This window comes from Sporosarcina sp. FSL K6-5500 (assembly GCF_038005665.1).
GTDB classification, from domain to species: domain Bacteria; phylum Bacillota; class Bacilli; order Bacillales_A; family Planococcaceae; genus Sporosarcina; species Sporosarcina psychrophila.
In genome coordinates this window covers 1,645,001-1,661,694 of record NZ_JBBOTP010000001.1, presented here as the reverse complement: position 1 = coordinate 1,661,694, position 16,694 = coordinate 1,645,001, and the positions used below count along the sequence as shown (strand labels likewise).

Annotated in this window: 14 protein-coding genes (1 of these 14 cut by a window edge); 7 read left to right on the top strand and 7 right to left on the bottom strand. The window is 41.4% G+C overall.

Annotation, left to right across the window (positions count from 1 at the left end):
- Positions 1-60 precede the first annotated feature (60 nt).
- The 7 genes from rsmG to rpmH all read right to left on the bottom strand — a co-directional run bounded on the left by rsmG (position 61) and on the right by rpmH (position 7,112).
- Positions 61-777 carry a 16S rRNA (guanine(527)-N(7))-methyltransferase RsmG gene (gene rsmG / locus MKX62_RS07670; protein WP_067204096.1) on the bottom strand — a complete coding sequence of 239 codons (717 nt, stop codon included), beginning with the start codon at positions 775-777 and terminating at the stop codon, positions 61-63.
- Between the two features lie 444 nt (positions 778-1,221).
- The gene (gene mnmG, locus MKX62_RS07665; RefSeq protein ID WP_067204093.1) at positions 1,222-3,111 is read right to left on the bottom strand and encodes a tRNA uridine-5-carboxymethylaminomethyl(34) synthesis enzyme MnmG; all 1,890 of its coding nucleotides are present in this window, start codon (positions 3,109-3,111) and stop codon (positions 1,222-1,224) included.
- Positions 3,112-3,228: 117 nt separating this feature from the next.
- Positions 3,229-4,614: a tRNA uridine-5-carboxymethylaminomethyl(34) synthesis GTPase MnmE gene (gene mnmE / locus MKX62_RS07660; RefSeq protein ID WP_067204090.1), complete on the bottom strand. Its 1,386-nt coding sequence runs from the start codon at positions 4,612-4,614 to the stop codon at positions 3,229-3,231.
- A gap of 197 nt (positions 4,615-4,811) precedes the next feature.
- On the bottom strand, positions 4,812-5,567 hold the full coding sequence (gene jag / locus MKX62_RS07655) for an RNA-binding cell elongation regulator Jag/EloR (RefSeq protein ID WP_067204087.1): 756 nt from the start codon (positions 5,565-5,567) through the stop codon (positions 4,812-4,814).
- The gene (gene yidC / locus MKX62_RS07650; RefSeq protein WP_067204084.1) at positions 5,564-6,328 is read right to left on the bottom strand and encodes a membrane protein insertase YidC; all 765 of its coding nucleotides are present in this window, start codon (positions 6,326-6,328) and stop codon (positions 5,564-5,566) included. Before yidC ends, jag begins: the two co-directional genes overlap by 4 nt.
- Before the next feature lie 227 nt (positions 6,329-6,555).
- On the bottom strand, positions 6,556-6,897 hold the full coding sequence (gene rnpA / locus MKX62_RS07645) for a ribonuclease P protein component (RefSeq protein WP_067204082.1): 342 nt from the start codon (positions 6,895-6,897) through the stop codon (positions 6,556-6,558).
- An 80-nt stretch (positions 6,898-6,977) separates the two neighbouring features.
- Complete coding sequence (gene rpmH / locus MKX62_RS07640) at positions 6,978-7,112, bottom strand: 50S ribosomal protein L34 (protein ID WP_067204080.1); 135 nt, start codon at positions 7,110-7,112, stop codon at positions 6,978-6,980.
- Between the two features lie 505 nt (positions 7,113-7,617).
- Between rpmH and dnaA the strand changes: the two genes are divergently transcribed.
- From dnaA to MKX62_RS07605, 7 genes are all read left to right on the top strand, one after another.
- Positions 7,618-8,967, top strand: a complete 1,350-nt coding sequence (gene dnaA, locus MKX62_RS07635) for a chromosomal replication initiator protein DnaA (protein WP_067204077.1) — start codon at positions 7,618-7,620, stop codon at positions 8,965-8,967.
- Between the two features lie 170 nt (positions 8,968-9,137).
- The gene (gene dnaN / locus MKX62_RS07630; protein WP_067204074.1) at positions 9,138-10,274 is read left to right on the top strand and encodes a DNA polymerase III subunit beta; all 1,137 of its coding nucleotides are present in this window, start codon (positions 9,138-9,140) and stop codon (positions 10,272-10,274) included.
- A 99-nt stretch (positions 10,275-10,373) separates the two neighbouring features.
- Entirely contained in the window at positions 10,374-10,613 is a 240-nt protein-coding gene (gene yaaA, locus MKX62_RS07625) for a S4 domain-containing protein YaaA (RefSeq protein WP_067204071.1), read from the top strand.
- A complete protein-coding gene (gene recF, locus MKX62_RS07620) occupies positions 10,603-11,724 on the top strand; it encodes a DNA replication/repair protein RecF (protein ID WP_067204068.1) in 1,122 nt (373 codons plus the stop codon). Before yaaA ends, recF begins: the two co-directional genes overlap by 11 nt.
- 79 nt (positions 11,725-11,803) lie before the next feature.
- The gene (gyrB, locus tag MKX62_RS07615; protein WP_067213784.1) at positions 11,804-13,726 is read left to right on the top strand and encodes a DNA topoisomerase (ATP-hydrolyzing) subunit B; all 1,923 of its coding nucleotides are present in this window, start codon (positions 11,804-11,806) and stop codon (positions 13,724-13,726) included.
- A 219-nt stretch (positions 13,727-13,945) separates the two neighbouring features.
- The gene (gyrA, locus tag MKX62_RS07610) at positions 13,946-16,489 is read left to right on the top strand and encodes a DNA gyrase subunit A (RefSeq protein WP_067204065.1); all 2,544 of its coding nucleotides are present in this window, start codon (positions 13,946-13,948) and stop codon (positions 16,487-16,489) included.
- 136 nt (positions 16,490-16,625) lie between these two features.
- A protein-coding gene (locus tag MKX62_RS07605; protein WP_338654418.1) for an HD-GYP domain-containing protein crosses the window boundary here: on the top strand, positions 16,626-16,694 show its 5' end (the start). 1,035 nt of this gene lie beyond the right edge of the window; only the first 69 of its 1,104 coding nucleotides appear in the window; the start codon lies at positions 16,626-16,628; its stop codon lies beyond the right edge, outside the window.

Below are 16,694 nucleotides of genomic sequence, written 5' to 3'. Positions count from 1 at the left end.
TCTACTAATTCGGCATGGCGATAGTATATCCTCTTTACTCATTGTTCCACGTGAAACAGTTCACTGAATTGGCATTTTATTCGGAATGCCTGGTTTACGAGGATATTTTTTAGGAGTGATTTTCTCTTTATCAAAAACAAAGATATTTCGTTCACTATTTTCAATTGGCAAAATAAATGAGTATTGTTTTTTAATGGTAGCCCCGAGAACAGAAAGTGCTTTTTTTGCATCTAAAAGTTCGTCTTCTGCGGCTGCTCCCTTCATCGCAATGAAGATTCCACCTTTTTTAGCTAGTGGTATACATAATTCAGCTAAGACAGACAGACGTGCAACCGCACGAGCAGTGACGATATCGAACTTTTCACGATACTTGGAGTCTTGTCCGAAGTCCTCAGCTCTTGCATGAACGAAATGCACATTTTCTAGCTGAAGTTCTTCAGCTAATACTTTCAGAAAACCAATTCTTTTATTTAATGAATCCACAATAGTCACGTCTAAGTTTGGAAAACAAATTTTCAAAGGAATACTTGGAAATCCAGCTCCCGCGCCTACGTCACAAATTGTTTTTGGTTCATTCAAATTAATATAAAAAGCCGCGGATATAGAATCATAGAAGTGTTTTAAATAAACTGAGGGCGCATCTGTAATCGCTGTCAAGTTCATCTTTTCATTCCACTCTACCAAGAGTTTAAAATACTGGTTAAACTGAGCTATTTGCGTTTCACTCAATTCAATACCTTGTTCTTTTAAAGCTTGTATAAATTGTGCAACATTCATCAATATTCCCCCTTAAGAAAAGCGTAAGCGGCCCGCCTAGATGCGACAGGCATAAGACGAAATGACGGCACGGCGCCCTTTGCCGTATAGTCAGATCGACTTATGACCCGAGCATCTGGCCGCTGGAGTCTAGACAATAAGAAAAGCGTAAGGCGTCGTTCAGCCCCGACAGGCACAAGACTGTTTACGTAGGAGGCGTACTACAGCCGCCGTAGTAAAAAGACTTGTGCCCCCGAGGAGCTGACGCCTGGAGCCTAGACAATAAGAAAAGCGTAAGCGGCCCGCCTAGATGCGACAGGCATAAGACGAAATGACGGCACGGCGTCCTTTGCCGTATAGTCAGATCGACTTATGACCCGAGCATCTGGCCGCTGGAGCCTAGACAATAAGAAAAGCGTAAGCGGCTTGTATTAACTAACATAACACAAGACCGCATTAGCTAATTTAACCCGAAATTTTGGCTATTCTTCCTTGTTCGATATAGACAAGAAGAATTGAAATATCGGCTGGATTAACGCCGGATATACGAGATGCTTGTGCAATGGATAATGGTCTTACTTCGCTTAGTACACTTTTAGCTTCCGTCGCGATTCCGGATATTGCATTATAGTCGATATTATCGGGTATTTTTTTGTTTTCTAGTTTTTTCATTTTATCTACTTGTTGCAATGATTTCTCAATATAACCTTCATACTTAATGAAGATTTCAACTTGCTCTTCTACTTCTTTTGATTTCTTTTCTTCTGGTGGAACCATTCTTTCTATCTGGCTATATTTTATTTCAGGACGTTTTAGAAGGTCTGCTGCTTTCATCGGCTCTCTAAGTTCTGAGCCGCCTGTTTCACGTATGATGTCTTGAACATCACTATTAGGCTTAATCGTCACTTTTCGCAGTCTGGCAATTTCTTCTTCAATCTGTTGCTTTTTAATAATATGCGCATCATGTCGTTCTTCACTAATCATCCCTATTTGGTACCCAATTTCAGTCAGGCGCATATCCGCATTATCATGACGCAACAACAGTCGGTATTCGGCACGTGATGTCAGAAGTCTATATGGCTCGCTTGTCCCTTTTGTAACAAGATCATCAATAAGAACACCTATATATGCGTCAGCACGTCCGAGGACACGTTCTTCTTTCCCGAGAGCACGGGAAGCTGCATTTATACCCGCCATGATTCCTTGACCTGCTGCCTCTTCATAGCCAGATGTACCGTTAAGCTGACCAGCTGTATATAAATTACGAATTCTTTTTGTTTCAAGTGTAGGCCATAGTTGCGTAGGGACAATTGCATCATACTCAATTGCATAACCTGCACGCATCATTTCCGCATTTTCAAGTCCTGGTACGCTTGCAATCAATTGTTTTTGAACGTGTTCCGGCAAACTTGTCGATAATCCTTGGACATACACTTCTTGCGTATTACGGCCTTCGGGCTCAAGGAAAATCTGATGACGTGATTTATCAGCAAATCGTACAATTTTATCTTCAATTGATGGGCAATAGCGGGGCCCTTTCCCTTTAATCATCCCGGAATACATCGGTGACAAGTGAAGGTTTTCATTAATAAGTTCATGTGTTCTTGGCGATGTATATGTCAGCCAACATGGTAGTTGATCAGTGATAAATTCAGTCGTTTCATAACTGAATGCCCACGCTGTATCATCTCCCGGTTGGATTTCAGTTTTGCTATAATCAATTGTTCTGCTATTCACACGGGGTGGTGTCCCTGTTTTGAATCGCACCATGTCAAAGCCAAGTTCGCGAATATTGTCTGCAAGTTTAATTGAAGGCATTTGGTTATTCGGTCCACTTGAATATTTCAGGTTACCAATAATAACTTCACCGCGCAGGAATGTCCCCGTTGTAATAATGACTGTCTTCGCACGGTAAATTGCACCGACTTGCGTAAGTACACCTTTTATTTCATCGTCTTCCACGATTAGTTCTTCTACAACACCTTGGTGAAGTAGTAGATTTTCCTGTTCTTCCAGGAGACGTTTCATTTCCGACTGGTAAAGGACTTTATCAGCTTGCGCACGAAGCGCTCGTACTGCTGGTCCTTTGCCTGTATTCAACATCCGCATTTGAATGTGTGTTTTATCAATTACTTTCCCCATTGCACCGCCCAGTGCATCAATTTCACGGACGACAATCCCTTTAGCGGGACCACCGAGTGACGGATTACATGGCATAAAGGCGATCATGTCGAGGTTCATTGTAAGTACGAGCGTTGTTGCACCCATTTTGGCAGCGGAAAGTGCCGCCTCAACTCCCGCATGGCCAGCTCCAATAACAATAACATCGAACGTGCCTGCTTCAAATTTGGGCATGTTCTTTTCCTTCTTTCTATTAAAGTCATTCAAAAAGCTCGATGAAAAGTAGAAGCGGGCTACTGCGCTAGGCAGGCCCCCTCTTTCCATTCACTCTTGTTGAACACTTATCTTATTTTATTTTCCGAGGCAGAATTGAGAAAATAGTTCATTGAGTAGACCGTCTTGGACCGTGTCTCCGATAATTTCACCAAGAATTTCCCACGTCCGTGTAACGTCAATTTGAATCATATCGACTGGAACACCTGCTTCAGCAGCCGCGAGTGCGTCTTCAATCGTGGCACGCGCATTGTGTAATAGTGCGATATGTCGTGCATTCGATACATATGTGAAATCGCCTGATTCAAGATTTCCTTCGAAAAAGAGTCCGGCAATTGCTTCTTCCAGTTCATCTACCCCTTCGTCTTTCACGAGAGAGGTCGTGACAACTTTGCCCGTTCCGGCATGTTCCATCACTTTTTGCATGTCAATTTTTTGTGGAAGATCGGTTTTATTGATAACAAAGATTGTATCCATTCCCGATACCACTTCAAATAGTCGTTCGTCTTCTATCGATAACTCTTCAGAACTGTTAAGGACGAGTAGAATTAAATCCGCTTCCTTCAACACTTTCCTCGATTTTTCGACGCCGATTCGTTCCACAATATCTTCTGTTTCTCTGATTCCAGCTGTATCGACAAGACGAAGTGGAACACCTCGCACATTAACGTACTCTTCAATAATATCACGCGTCGTCCCCGCAATGTCGGTTACGATTGCTTTATTTTCTTGAATGATGCTATTTAGTAAGGAAGACTTCCCTACATTGGGTCTACCAATAATAACAGTAGATAGACCTTCTCGCAGAATTTTCCCTTGAGATGAAGTTTTCAACAACTTATCAATTTCATTTCTCACCCACATACTTTTTTCAATCATTAGCGGGATTGTCATTTCTTCGACGTCGTCGTACTCCGGATAATCGATATTTACTTCAACTTGCGCCAACGTTTCAATAAGCGCTTGTCGCAATCCCCCGATTAACCGAGAAAGTTTTCCTTCCATCTGATTGAGTGCAACATTCATGGCACGGTCTGTCTTCGCACGAATAAGATCCATGACCGCTTCGGCTTGAGACAAATCGATTCGTCCATTAAGGAATGCACGTTTTGTGAATTCACCGGGTTCTGCAAGACGCGCCCCTTGCTTGAGCACTAATTGAAGAACACGGGTGACCGCAACAATTCCTCCATGACAGTTCACTTCTACGACGTCTTCACGTGTAAATGTTTTTGGTGCTTTCATGAGAGAAACCATTACTTCTTCGACAGTTTCCTCAGTTGATGGATCTATTAAATGACCATAATGGATTGTATGTGATTGTTCTTCATTTAGCCTCTTACCAGACGGTGAACGGAAAATACGATCCGCTATTTGGACAGCTTCGTCCCCACTTAACCTGACGATGGCAATTGCACCTTCCCCCATTGGAGTAGAGATGGCAGCTATTGTATCAAAATGCACGTTTTTCACCTTCCTGACTTGGTTACTCACATGTGGATAACCTATTTCCGACACGACTATCTAACATAATATATTATCACAAATCCATCCATCCTCCTAGTGTCGCAATTTAAATAATGTGGATAAGTTAAGATGTCTTTACAATATAATACAAAAAAGTCCCGCAGAGACAGCGTTCGTCTTTGCGGGACTTTTTTTCACCTAACAGATTCAATGACTAAATACCTGAATGGATCAGAGCCCTCTGAATATGTTTCAATATCCATGCGCCGTGATAAAGCATTATGGATGACTTTCCTTTCATAGGAAGCCATCGGTTCTAACTGGATTCTTTTCCCAGTACGAACTGCTTTATCAGCCATTCGTTCTGCTAATTGTTCCAAAGATTGTTCGCGACGCTCCCGATAATCACCGATATCTACCCGGACGACCTTGAATTGACTTGCCAATTTGTTTGTTACAAGCTGCGATAATTGCTGGAGTGCATTTAACGTTTGTCCTCGTTTTCCAATCAGTAATGCAGCTTTTGCACTTTCCATTTGAAAAGTAACATATTTACCTTTGATTTCATGGCTGATTTGAATGTCATCGACACCCATTCCAATTGCAATCATTTTTAAATAGTTTTCTGTTTCTTCTATCGCAGTTTCATCAGACAATCCTTCAATTTGGACTTCCTCTTTCTCCACAGGAGGTTTAACAGATTCACTAATAACTTCAATCTCAGTTGGCTGTATCTCCATTAGAGGTTTTGCTTCTTCAAGGACGGAAGGTTCTTCAAAGTTCATAATAGTTACGGTTACTTCAGCTTCTTTTGCACCGAAACCTAGAAATCCTTTTCTCCCTTGATTGATCACTTCGACTTTTACTTCATCACGCGTAACGCCAAGTACTGTCAATGCTGATGAAATCGCTAATTCAACCGTGGTTCCCCTTCGCGTCGTCCTTGTCATTTCCGTTTCCCTCCCACTTTTACAAGTTCCACTTCCTTTTTCTTAAATGGTTTGTAAATGAAGATGTTTTGGATAATTGAAATGATATTACCGATTACCCAGTAAAGTGAAAGTGCTGCTGGTAAGAATGAACCGAAGATCATAATCATAAACGGCATGATATACATCATTACTTTCATCTGTGGGTTGTCCATTGCAGGACCTGTACGTAAAACGATAAACTGCATAGCTCCTGCTAAAACTGCAAGTGTAATACTTGGCGCTGCAAGTTCAAACCATAAGAAGTTTCCAATATCGTATGTGACATTCATTCGGCTGATCGCATGATAGAAACCGAATAGAATTGGCATTTGGATTAAGACTGGTAAACAGCCTGCCGCCGGATTGATTTTTCGTTCCGACATAATTTTTTGCATTTCTTCACGGTACTTTTGTTGTGTAACTGCGTCTTTTGATTTGTATTTCTCTTTGAGTGCTTTCAGTTCAGGTTGGATTTCCTGCATCCGTTTTGAACTTTTTGTCTGTTTGATCATTAATGGAAGCAAGACAAGTCGAATGATGATTGTAACTGCAACAATACCGTACCCGTATGTGCCGAGTATGTCTTTAAATGTCGTTATTAGGGAAACTAACGGCCAGACGACAAATTTGTTCCAAAATCCTTCACTGTCCTCGTAAATCGGTTGTTGGAATTCCGAACATCCCGCAAGAAATACCGACAATGCCGTCAGTATAAGGATTAATGCTAACTTCTTTTTCAAATCAGTTCCCCCAAATCTTATCTTATTCAATTAATTCTCTTCAAAATCTGTGACATCCGCTGGAGGCTTTTGGCCAACAGGATGTTGGTTACTCAGGCGTTGCCGCAGTACGCGGCGATTTTAGCCAGAGTTCCTTAATTTTCAGTAGGGGTTTCGACCCCTGCCGAGTGAAGTTAAAAGGCCCTATCGACCGATACTAACAGTTTATCACGTTCATATACTTCCTTCTACTTCTTTAAGACACGAGAAATACGCAGAACGTGCTGCAAACTTTTTTTTGTTTCATGAAAATCTAATGTGGCCGCCTGATGTCTGGCGATGATGACATAATCCATATCGTTGCGCAGTTCGTCTTTCATTTCCAGGAAGGACTGTCGTAAATACCGTTTGATCCTATTCCGCGCGACTGCATTACCTACTTTTTTGCTGACGGACAGACCAATCCTGAATTCTGGCTGGTCTTCCTTCCTATAGGAATACACAACAAATTGCCGATTAGCAAACGACTTCCCTTTTTTGAATACTTCTTGGAATTCCTCATTCGTCTTTATCCGTTGACGTCTGTTCATCTCATGCACCTGCTCCGTCATCTATGATTATAGTTCTTCATTAATAAACAAGAAAAAAGACCACTGAAATGTCAGTGGCCTTATGCTGATAGGACTTTTCTTCCTTTACGACGACGAGCTGCTAGAATTCTGCGTCCGCTTTTCGTGCTCATTCTTTCACGGAAGCCGTGAACTTTACTACGCTTACGTTTATTTGGTTGGTAAGTACGTTTCATCTTTTAAGACACCTCCTGCATTGATTGTCTATTTATTACTGTGACAGTCTTGAATAGTATATCGGATTTCCAAGGTAAAAGTCAACCCTTTCCTGTTCGACAGTAATTTAGGCCATTTAGTTTCTCTGATTTCGTCCCAATAAGTTATCCACGGTTTCTTCCGCTAATTCCAGATAGTGATGTGGATAGTATTTTCTCAAGTTTTTTTATGCACACTGCTTATCGACATCTTCCTCACATACCAAGGCCTGTGGATAAAGATTTCATCCACAACCACTTGCGCTGTGGATAAGGTTCAGGACTCCTTGTAATCCACAACATATCCTGTTACAATGAGATGAATTTGTTATGCACATAATTTTATAGCATTTTTGTTATCCACAGTTGTTAATACATTGTGGATAATTTTTTCAACACTTTTGCGTAATTGTTATCCACACGACGGAAAACTGTGTATAATACATATCCTCGGGTTTTTTATTTTCATTGTAAAGGAGGCACACGTTTGGACCACTTAGAAGAATTATGGATCGAAGTTTTGTCGAAGGTTGAGCAGAAAATTTCAAGACCTAGTTTTGAAACTTGGCTAAAGTCGACAAAACTGATGTCTTATGGCGAAGAAAATGTCACAATCGCCGCACCGAATTCATTTGCAAAAGATTGGCTTGAAAACCACTATGTACATCTTATTACTGGTATTCTATCCGAATTGACCGGCGAAGACCGAATCATTCAGTTCGTTGTTCCTAAAAACATGGAAGAAAATGATTTCATGCTACCTAAACCGACCGTTAAACCTATAGAAAAAGTTCCATTAACGTCGGCACCTGGCATGCTTAATCTAAAATATACGTTTGACACATTCGTCATTGGTTCAGGAAATCGTTTTGCCCATGCAGCGTCACTTGCCGTTGCTGAAGCACCAGCGAAAGCCTATAATCCGCTGTTTATCTATGGGGGTGTTGGGCTTGGAAAGACACACTTAATGCACGCAATTGGACATTATGTACTCGAACAGAACCCCTCAGCAAAAGTCATGTATCTTTCATCTGAGAAGTTTACAAATGAATTCATTAACTCTATTCGTGATAATAAAGCTGTCGAGTTCCGTAATCGTTATCGGAATGTAGACGTGCTCTTAATAGATGATATTCAATTCCTTGCGGGAAAAGAACAAACACAAGAAGAATTTTTCCATACATTCAACACACTCCATGAGGAGTCAAAACAGATTGTTATTTCAAGTGACCGACCTCCAAAAGAAATTCCAACACTTGAGGACAGACTTAGATCCCGCTTTGAATGGGGTCTTATCACAGACATAGCACCTCCAGACCTGGAAACACGCATCGCAATTTTGCGCAAAAAGGCAAAGGCTGATGGGCTTGTTGATATTCCAAATGAAGTCATGCTGTACATTGCCAACCAAATTGACTCAAACATACGTGAGCTTGAGGGGGCTCTTATACGCGTTGTCGCCTACTCATCACTCGTCAATTCGGATATCAATACGGATCTTGCTGCGGAAGCCTTGAAAGATATTATTCCTAATTCAAGACCGCGTACTGTAACGATTCTTGATATCCAAAAAGCAGTTGGAGAGCACTTTGACATACGTCTAGAGGATTTTACTGCGAAGAAAAGAACGAGGGCGATTGCATTTCCCCGACAGATTGCCATGTTTTTATCCAGAGAACTTACGGATTTCTCCCTACCTAAGATTGGATCTGAATTCGGAGGACGAGATCATTCCACTGTCATTCACGCACACGAGAAGATTAGGCAAATGTTAAAGGATGATCAAGCTTTGCAACAAGACGTTCAAGATATTCGTAATGTTCTTGGTAGAGGATGACCTGTGCATAACATATAATAAGTAGTGCACACCTACAAACAGGTTATACACATGTGGAAAACGTTCAGGCTCAAAGGGAAAATAGACTTACCAACATATCCACAGCCCCTACTACTATTACTATTACTTTATTAATAACTAATACTATATATATTAAGCGAGGGTATAGAATGAAATTTGAAATTATGAGAGATAAGTTGCTTGATGGATTAAGCGATGTTATGAAAGCCATCAGTCAAAAAGTTGCGATTCCAATTTTGACAGGAATAAAGATTGAAGTGGACGAAAAAGGAATGACATTAACAGGAAGTGATTCCGATATTACGATCTGTACATTCATACCTGCAGAAGATAACGGAGAACAAATTATTCAAGTTGTAGAAAAAGGAAGCATCGTGCTGCAAGCTAAAGTATTTAGCGAAATCGTACGAAAACTACCTACGAATGAAGTAACAATAGAAGTTGCAAATGGACTTCAAACACATATTCAATCCGGTAAGTCTGAATTCCATCTAATTGGACTAGATCCAGAAGATTACCCGGTTCTACCAGAAGTAAAAGATGACTATCTATTTTCATTGCCAGCGGATCTGATGAAATCAATCATTCGAGAAACGGTCTTTGCCGTGTCTCAACAAGAAACTAGACCAGTATTAACAGGTGTCCTTTGGGAAGTAAAAGATGGGGGACTTGCTTGTATCGCTACTGATAGCCATAGATTGGCAAGAAGACTGACGATACCTGAAGATATGCCAGAAGTTCCATTCAGTGTCGTTATTCCTGGTAAAAGTCTTCAGGAACTAAATAAGATTTTGCCTGATAACGGTGAACTTGTGGATATTGTCATTGCAGATCAACAAGTGTTATTCAAAACACGTGGTGTGTTATTTTACTCACGCCTATTGGAAGGCAATTACCCAGATACATCACGTCTTATCCCGTTAGAATATAAAACATCAGTAACGGTGAATGGCCGACTTCTTCTTCAGGCAATTGATAGAGCATCCCTTCTAGCACGTGAAGAACGGAACAACATTGTTCGCTTCTCTGCCAATGAAGGTAAAGTTATTGAAATCTCTTCAAATTCACCTGAAGTAGGTAAGGTTGAAGAATTGGTTGAAGCTATTGGCGTAACAGGAGAAGAATTGAATATTTCTTTCAGTGCTAAATATATGATGGACGCATTGAAAGCAATCGATGGACAAGACATAACGATTCAATTTACGGGAGCTATGCGACCGTTCATCTTGAAATCAGTTGATGACGATTCAATCTTGCAACTTATTCTCCCTGTACGAACATACTGAATCTTGAAGGATAGTCACTTATTTGACTATCCTTTTTACTTACTGCCGAAAGTCGGCTAAAATAGAAAGACAGACTAACTTGCGAAAGGTTGAGACTCTATGGAAAATCTTACAATCGATACAGAGTTCATAACTCTAGGGCAACTATTAAAAATGACGAATACAATTAGTTCAGGTGGTATGGCTAAATGGTTTCTGGATGAATACATTGTCTACGTCAATGGCGAGGAGGAACAGCGACGAGGTAAAAAACTTCGTGATGGAGATATCGTTAAAATTCCCAATGTCGGCACATATAAAGTAACTGAACTAACAGACGGTCAAACGGATGTATATTGAACGACTTGCATTAATCGATTACCGGAATTATGAATCACTTGACCTTTCATTCTCCCCACAAATCAATGTGTTAATTGGGGAAAATGCCCAGGGGAAAACAAACATCATGGAAGCAATCTATGTACTTTCTATGGCGAAATCGCATAGAACTTCAAATGATCGTGAATTAATACGCTGGGACCAAGAATATGGTAAAATAGAAGGGGACATACAACGTAAATATGGACGGCTGCCATTAGAATTGGTCATTTCGAAAAAAGGCAAAAAAGCGCGTGTCAATCATCTTGAACAAAAACGCCTTAGCTTGTACATTGGCCAATTAAATGTCGTCATGTTTGCTCCTGAAGATTTAAATCTTGTAAAGGGTAGTCCCCAGGTAAGAAGACGGTTTCTAGATATGGAAATCGGTCAAATTTCACCAACCTATTTACATGATCTTTTAACATTTCAAAAAATACTCAAACAGCGCAATGCAATTTTAAAAGACAATCGGGGAAAACAAAGCCTTAACGATGTCATGTTTGATATTTATACAGAGCAGTATATTCAAGTAGCCGTCCAAATTATTCGTAAAAGGTTTTATTTCATGGAACTTTTACAAAAATGGGCAGAACCGATTCATAAAGGAATCTCTCGTGGTATTGAATCCCTTCAAGTTTCTTATGGAACACTAAAAGAACTTGATTCGGGACAGACTGTGGAACAGATGCAGTCGATACTCGGTCAGCGATTGCTTGAGGCAAGACGCCGTGAACTAGATCGCGGTATGACCTTGATTGGGCCACATAGAGACGATCTTCACTTTTTCGTAAACGGCTATGACATCCAAACGTATGGATCGCAGGGACAGCAGCGAACAACAGCGCTGTCCCTTAAACTTGCGGAAATAGAACTTGTAAAGCAAGAAGTCGGAGAAGCACCTGTTCTTCTTTTGGACGATGTCCTGTCTGAACTTGATGATTACCGACAATCCCATCTCTTGAACACAATTCAAGGAGAAGTGCAGACAATTGTCACGACGACGAACGTAGCGGGGATTGACCATGAAACAATTCGTCAGGCAGACATATTCGAAGTTACAGCGGGCGAAGTCGCTAAAAGAGAGGAATGACGATTGAGTCATCCCTTTAAATAAAAAAGCAGCAATACAAATGTTAGACGTTCGGAAAGGGAAGGTGAACAGTTTGGCAATGGAAGAGAAAGATATGCAGATGGCTTATGATGAAAATCAAATCCAAGTCTTAGAAGGATTAGAAGCTGTCCGCAAACGTCCAGGTATGTATATCGGGACAACAAGTTCTAGAGGACTTCACCATCTTGTATGGGAAATTGTTGATAATAGTATCGATGAGGCACTTGCAGGTCACTGTGACCATATCGAAGTGACGATGGAAAAAGGCGATTGGATCCGAGTCGATGATAATGGCCGCGGTATTCCAGTAGGTACTCAGGAATCTACAGGTCGACCTGCAGTCGAAGTTATTATGACTGTACTTCATGCCGGTGGTAAATTTGGCGGTGGAGGTTATAAGGTTTCCGGTGGTTTGCACGGAGTTGGTGCATCTGTCGTGAACGCGCTGTCCGAAACGACAGAAGTGTATGTAAGACGTGACGGGGAAGTCCATTTCATCGAATTTGAACGTGGTGCTGTGTCAAAAGAGCTTAGTGTAATCGGTACTACTGATGAAACTGGAACAAGAATCCGCTTCAAAGCAGACCCAGAAATTTTCACGGAAACAACAGTATATGAGTATGATATTCTGGCCAACCGACTTCGTGAGCTTGCTTATCTAAACCGTGGTCTGCGAATCACGATTACCGATGAGCGTGGTGAAGAAGAACGAAGCGACATTTATTACTACGAAGGCGGCATCAAGTCGTACGTTGAACACTTGAATAAAAACAAAGAGCCTATTCATGATGAACCTATATACATTGAAGGCGAAAAAGATGGAATTTCAATCGAAATCGCCATGCAATACAATAGTGGCTATGCAGAAAATCTGTTTTCATTTGCCAATAATATCAATACTTATGAGGGTGGTACGCACGAATCAGGCTTTAAAACAGCACTGACACGCGTTATTAACGACTATTCCCGGAAAAATGGTGTGCTGAAAGAAGCTGATCCAAACTTGTCTGGTGATGATGTACGTGAAGGACTAACGGCCATCATCTCGATTAAACACCCGGATCCGCAATTTGAGGGACAGACGAAAACAAAACTGGGTAACTCAGAAGTTAGTACGATCACTAACTCATTATTTTCAGAAGGATTCCAACGATTCCTGCTTGAAAATCCGACAACATCACGTCAAATCATCGATAAAAGTCTTATGGCAGCACGAGCACGTCTTGCTGCAAAAAATGCGCGTGAATTTACACGCCGGAAATCGGCACTTGAAGTGTCGAGTCTTCCAGGTAAACTGGCAGACTGTTCTTCACGTGACCCAGCTATAAGTGAATTGTATATCGTTGAAGGTGACTCGGCGGGTGGTTCAGCTAAAATGGGACGCGACCGCCACTTCCAAGCAATTCTTCCGCTTCGAGGAAAAATCTTGAACGTCGAAAAGGCACGTCTTGACCGTATTTTAGGTAACTTAGAAATCCGTGCGATGATTACAGCACTTGGTACAGGCATCGGAGAAGAATTCGATCTTTCCAAGGCACGCTATCATAAACTTGTAATTATGACTGATGCAGATGTCGATGGAGCGCATATTCGTACGCTTCTTTTAACCTTCTTCTTCCGCTTTATGCGACCGCTTATCGAAGCAGGGTATGTTTATATTGCTCAGCCGCCACTTTATCGTGTGAAACAAGGGAAGGTTCAGGAGTATTGCTATACTGAAGAAGAACTCCAAGAGATTATTGGACGACTTCCTCCCATGCCGAAACCCGTTATTACCCGGTATAAAGGTCTGGGGGAAATGGATGCAACGCAATTATGGGATACAACAATGGACCCTGATCAGCGTACACTGCTCCAAGTTCACCTTGAAGATGCGTTTGATGCGGATTCAACATTCCAACAGCTTATGGGAGATGAAGTCGAACCACGACGCAAATTCATCGAAGAGAATGCAATGTACGTGAAAAATATAGATACCTGATTGGCTAGTTGAAATGAAAAAAACTATATGTATTGAACAAAGGATTGTCCATAATAACTGAGCGAAAGAGCCGAAGCCCTGAGAACGGTGAGGCTGCTTCGCTTAAGGTGTGAGGCATCCCCTAGCGAGTTCAATGGAATATTTTAGATCAGCATATCTAGTCAAGTAGTCGAACTATCTTTTCCTAAGGATTTTTGAGTTGAAAGGAGTCTAACAATAATGGCAGATATGCCGCAACGTGGTGTTAAGGGAATTAACATTAGTACAGAAATGAAGACATCTTTTCTTGATTATGCAATGAGTGTCATCGTTTCACGTGCGCTCCCTGATGTGAGGGATGGTTTAAAGCCGGTCCATCGCCGTATTCTGTATGCAATGCAGGATCTCGGAAATACCGCAGATAAACCGCATAAGAAATCCGCACGTATTGTCGGAGACGTCATCGGTAAGTATCATCCGCATGGCGATAGTGCTGTGTATGACACGATGGTACGGATGGCCCAAGATTTCAACTACCGTTATATGCTCGTTGATGGTCATGGTAACTTTGGTTCTGTCGATGGAGATGGTGCAGCTGCGATGCGGTATACGGAATCTCGTATGTCGCGTATTGCAATGGAACTTCTTCGAGATATTAATAAAGATACTGTTGATTACCAAGATAACTATGATGGACAAGAAAGAGAGCCGATTGTTCTTCCAAGCCGATATCCGAACTTACTCGTTAACGGGACAACCGGTATTGCGGTCGGAATGGCAACTAATATTCCTCCGCATCATCTTGGAGAAACAATTGATGCTGTCCTTGCACTTGCTGACAATCCTGCAATTACAACAGAAGAATTGTTGGAAATTATTCCAGGTCCAGACTTTCCAACTGGTGGGATCATTCTTGGTCGTAGCGGAATCAGAAGAGCTTATGAAACTGGGCGGGGTTCGGTTATCATTCGAGGCAGAGTCGAAATTGAACAGCAGTCGAACGGCAGGGAAACAATCCTTGTACATGAGCTGCCTTTCCAGGTAAACAAGGCACGTCTGATTGAAAAAATTGCTGAGTTGGTACGTGATAAGAAAATCGATGGCATTACTGACCTACGCGATGAATCGGATCGTACCGGAATGCGAATAGTGATGGAAGTACGTCGTGACGCAAATGCCAACGTACTGTTAAATAATCTGTACAAACAAACCGCATTGCAATCTAGTTTTGGTGTCAATATGCTGGCACTCGTTGATGGTCAACCAAAAATCCTTGCATTAAAGGAGATTTTGTTCCATTATCTTGAACACCAAAAAGTTGTAATCCGTAGACGTACTCAGTACGATCTGAAAAAAGCGGAAGATCGCGCACACATTTTAGAAGGACTACGCATAGCACTTGATAATATCGATAGAATCATCACCCTTATCCGTGCATCTAAAACAACAGATGAAGCAAAAACAGGGTTGATGGATCAATTTAATTTATCTGATCGTCAAGCGCAGGCTATCCTTGATATGCGTCTTCAACGTTTGACAGGACTTGAGCGGGACAAAATTGAAAGTGAATACGAAGCGTTGCAACTCCTTATGTCTGAACTCCGTGCAATTCTTGCAGACGAATCAAAATTGCTTGAGATTATTCGTGAGGAATTGCTCGAAGTGAAAATCCGCTTTGAAGATAAACGTAGAACGGAAATTACACTGGGCGGCGCTGAAATGATTGAGGACGAAGATCTTATCCCAGTCGAAAACTCAGTACTGACACTCACACATAATGGTTACATTAAACGTTTGCCTGCTAATACGTACCGTAGCCAGCGTCGTGGAGGTCGCGGTATACAAGGGATGGGTACGAATAACGACGACTTCGTTGAACATTTATTGAATACGTCGACGCACGATACCATCTTGTTCTTCACAAGCAGAGGACGGGTATTCCGTACGAAAGGCTATCAAGTGCCTGAATTTAGCCGGACTGCAAAAGGTTTACCGATCATTAACTTGTTAGGTGTCGATAAAGACGAGAAAGTAACAGCCATGATTCCTGTAGATGCATTCGAGGATGACAAATACTTATTCTTCTCGACTCGTAACGGGGTTGTTAAACGTACACCTGTTTCCGAATTTGCTAATATCCGTTCAAATGGATTGATAGCACTTACCCTTCGAGGCGATGATGAACTTATCGGCGTCAAAATGACTAAAGGCGATGAAAACATTTCCATTGGTACGAAGGATGGCATGTTAATCAAATTCAATGAGACAGATATTCGTTCTATGGGTCGGATAGCAGGTGGAGTCCGTGGTATCCGTCTTCGCGAAGGCGACATTGTAATTGGTATGGATACAGTGAATGAAGGCGATGAAATTCTAGTTGTCACAGAAAAAGGATTCGGAAAACGTACGCCAGAAGATGAATACCGTATTCAAACTCGTGGCGGTTACGGTCTGAAGACATTGAATGTGACAGAACGCAATGGTCTTCTTGTTGCGATGAAGACAGTAGATGGTACTGAAGATCTAATGCTGATTACGATACATGGCATTTTGATCCGTATGGACATTGACGATATTTCTGTTATTGGACGCAGTACGCAGGGAGTACGTTTAATCCGCCTAGGAGAAGATGAACTTGTCGCGACTGTTGCAAAAGTTGTGAAAGAAGAAGAGGAAGAAGAACTCGACGACAATATTGTTGAAGAGAATGAAGTCTCTTCTGAAAATAATGAAGACATCGGGTTATCTACTATTGAGATAGACGATGAAGATACGGAATCTTAAGTAAAAAGGTTATTGAAATGGTCGATATGGCCATTTCAATAACCTTTTTTTTACGCCTATTTATACAATCCCGTCGTTTAATTGAAATATTTAGAGTATGATAGAAAGAACTATAAGGTGAAGGTAGGTAATATTGATGGCTGAAAACTATGTAAAAACAAGTGACCTGCGCCCGGGCATAATTACAAGTGAAGATATATATATA

Coding starts and splice junctions, on each gene's coding strand:
- rsmG (WP_067204096.1), bottom strand. CDS start 777: ATGAATGTTGCACAATTTATACAAGCTTTAAAAGAACAAGGTATTGAA.
- mnmG (WP_067204093.1), bottom strand. CDS start 3,111: ATGCCCAAATTTGAAGCAGGCACGTTCGATGTTATTGTTATTGGAGCT.
- jag (WP_067204087.1), bottom strand. CDS start 5,567: ATGACAAGGACGACGCGAAGGGGAACCACGGTTGAATTAGCGATTTCA.
- rnpA (WP_067204082.1), bottom strand. CDS start 6,897: ATGAACAGACGTCAACGGATAAAGACGAATGAGGAATTCCAAGAAGTA.
- rpmH (WP_067204080.1), bottom strand. CDS start 7,112: ATGAAACGTACTTACCAACCAAATAAACGTAAGCGTAGTAAAGTTCAC.
- dnaN (WP_067204074.1), top strand. CDS start 9,138: ATGAAATTTGAAATTATGAGAGATAAGTTGCTTGATGGATTAAGCGAT.
- yaaA (WP_067204071.1), top strand. CDS start 10,374: ATGGAAAATCTTACAATCGATACAGAGTTCATAACTCTAGGGCAACTA.
- recF (WP_067204068.1), top strand. CDS start 10,603: ATGTATATTGAACGACTTGCATTAATCGATTACCGGAATTATGAATCA.
- gyrB (WP_067213784.1), top strand. CDS start 11,804: ATGGAAGAGAAAGATATGCAGATGGCTTATGATGAAAATCAAATCCAA.
- gyrA (WP_067204065.1), top strand. CDS start 13,946: ATGGCAGATATGCCGCAACGTGGTGTTAAGGGAATTAACATTAGTACA.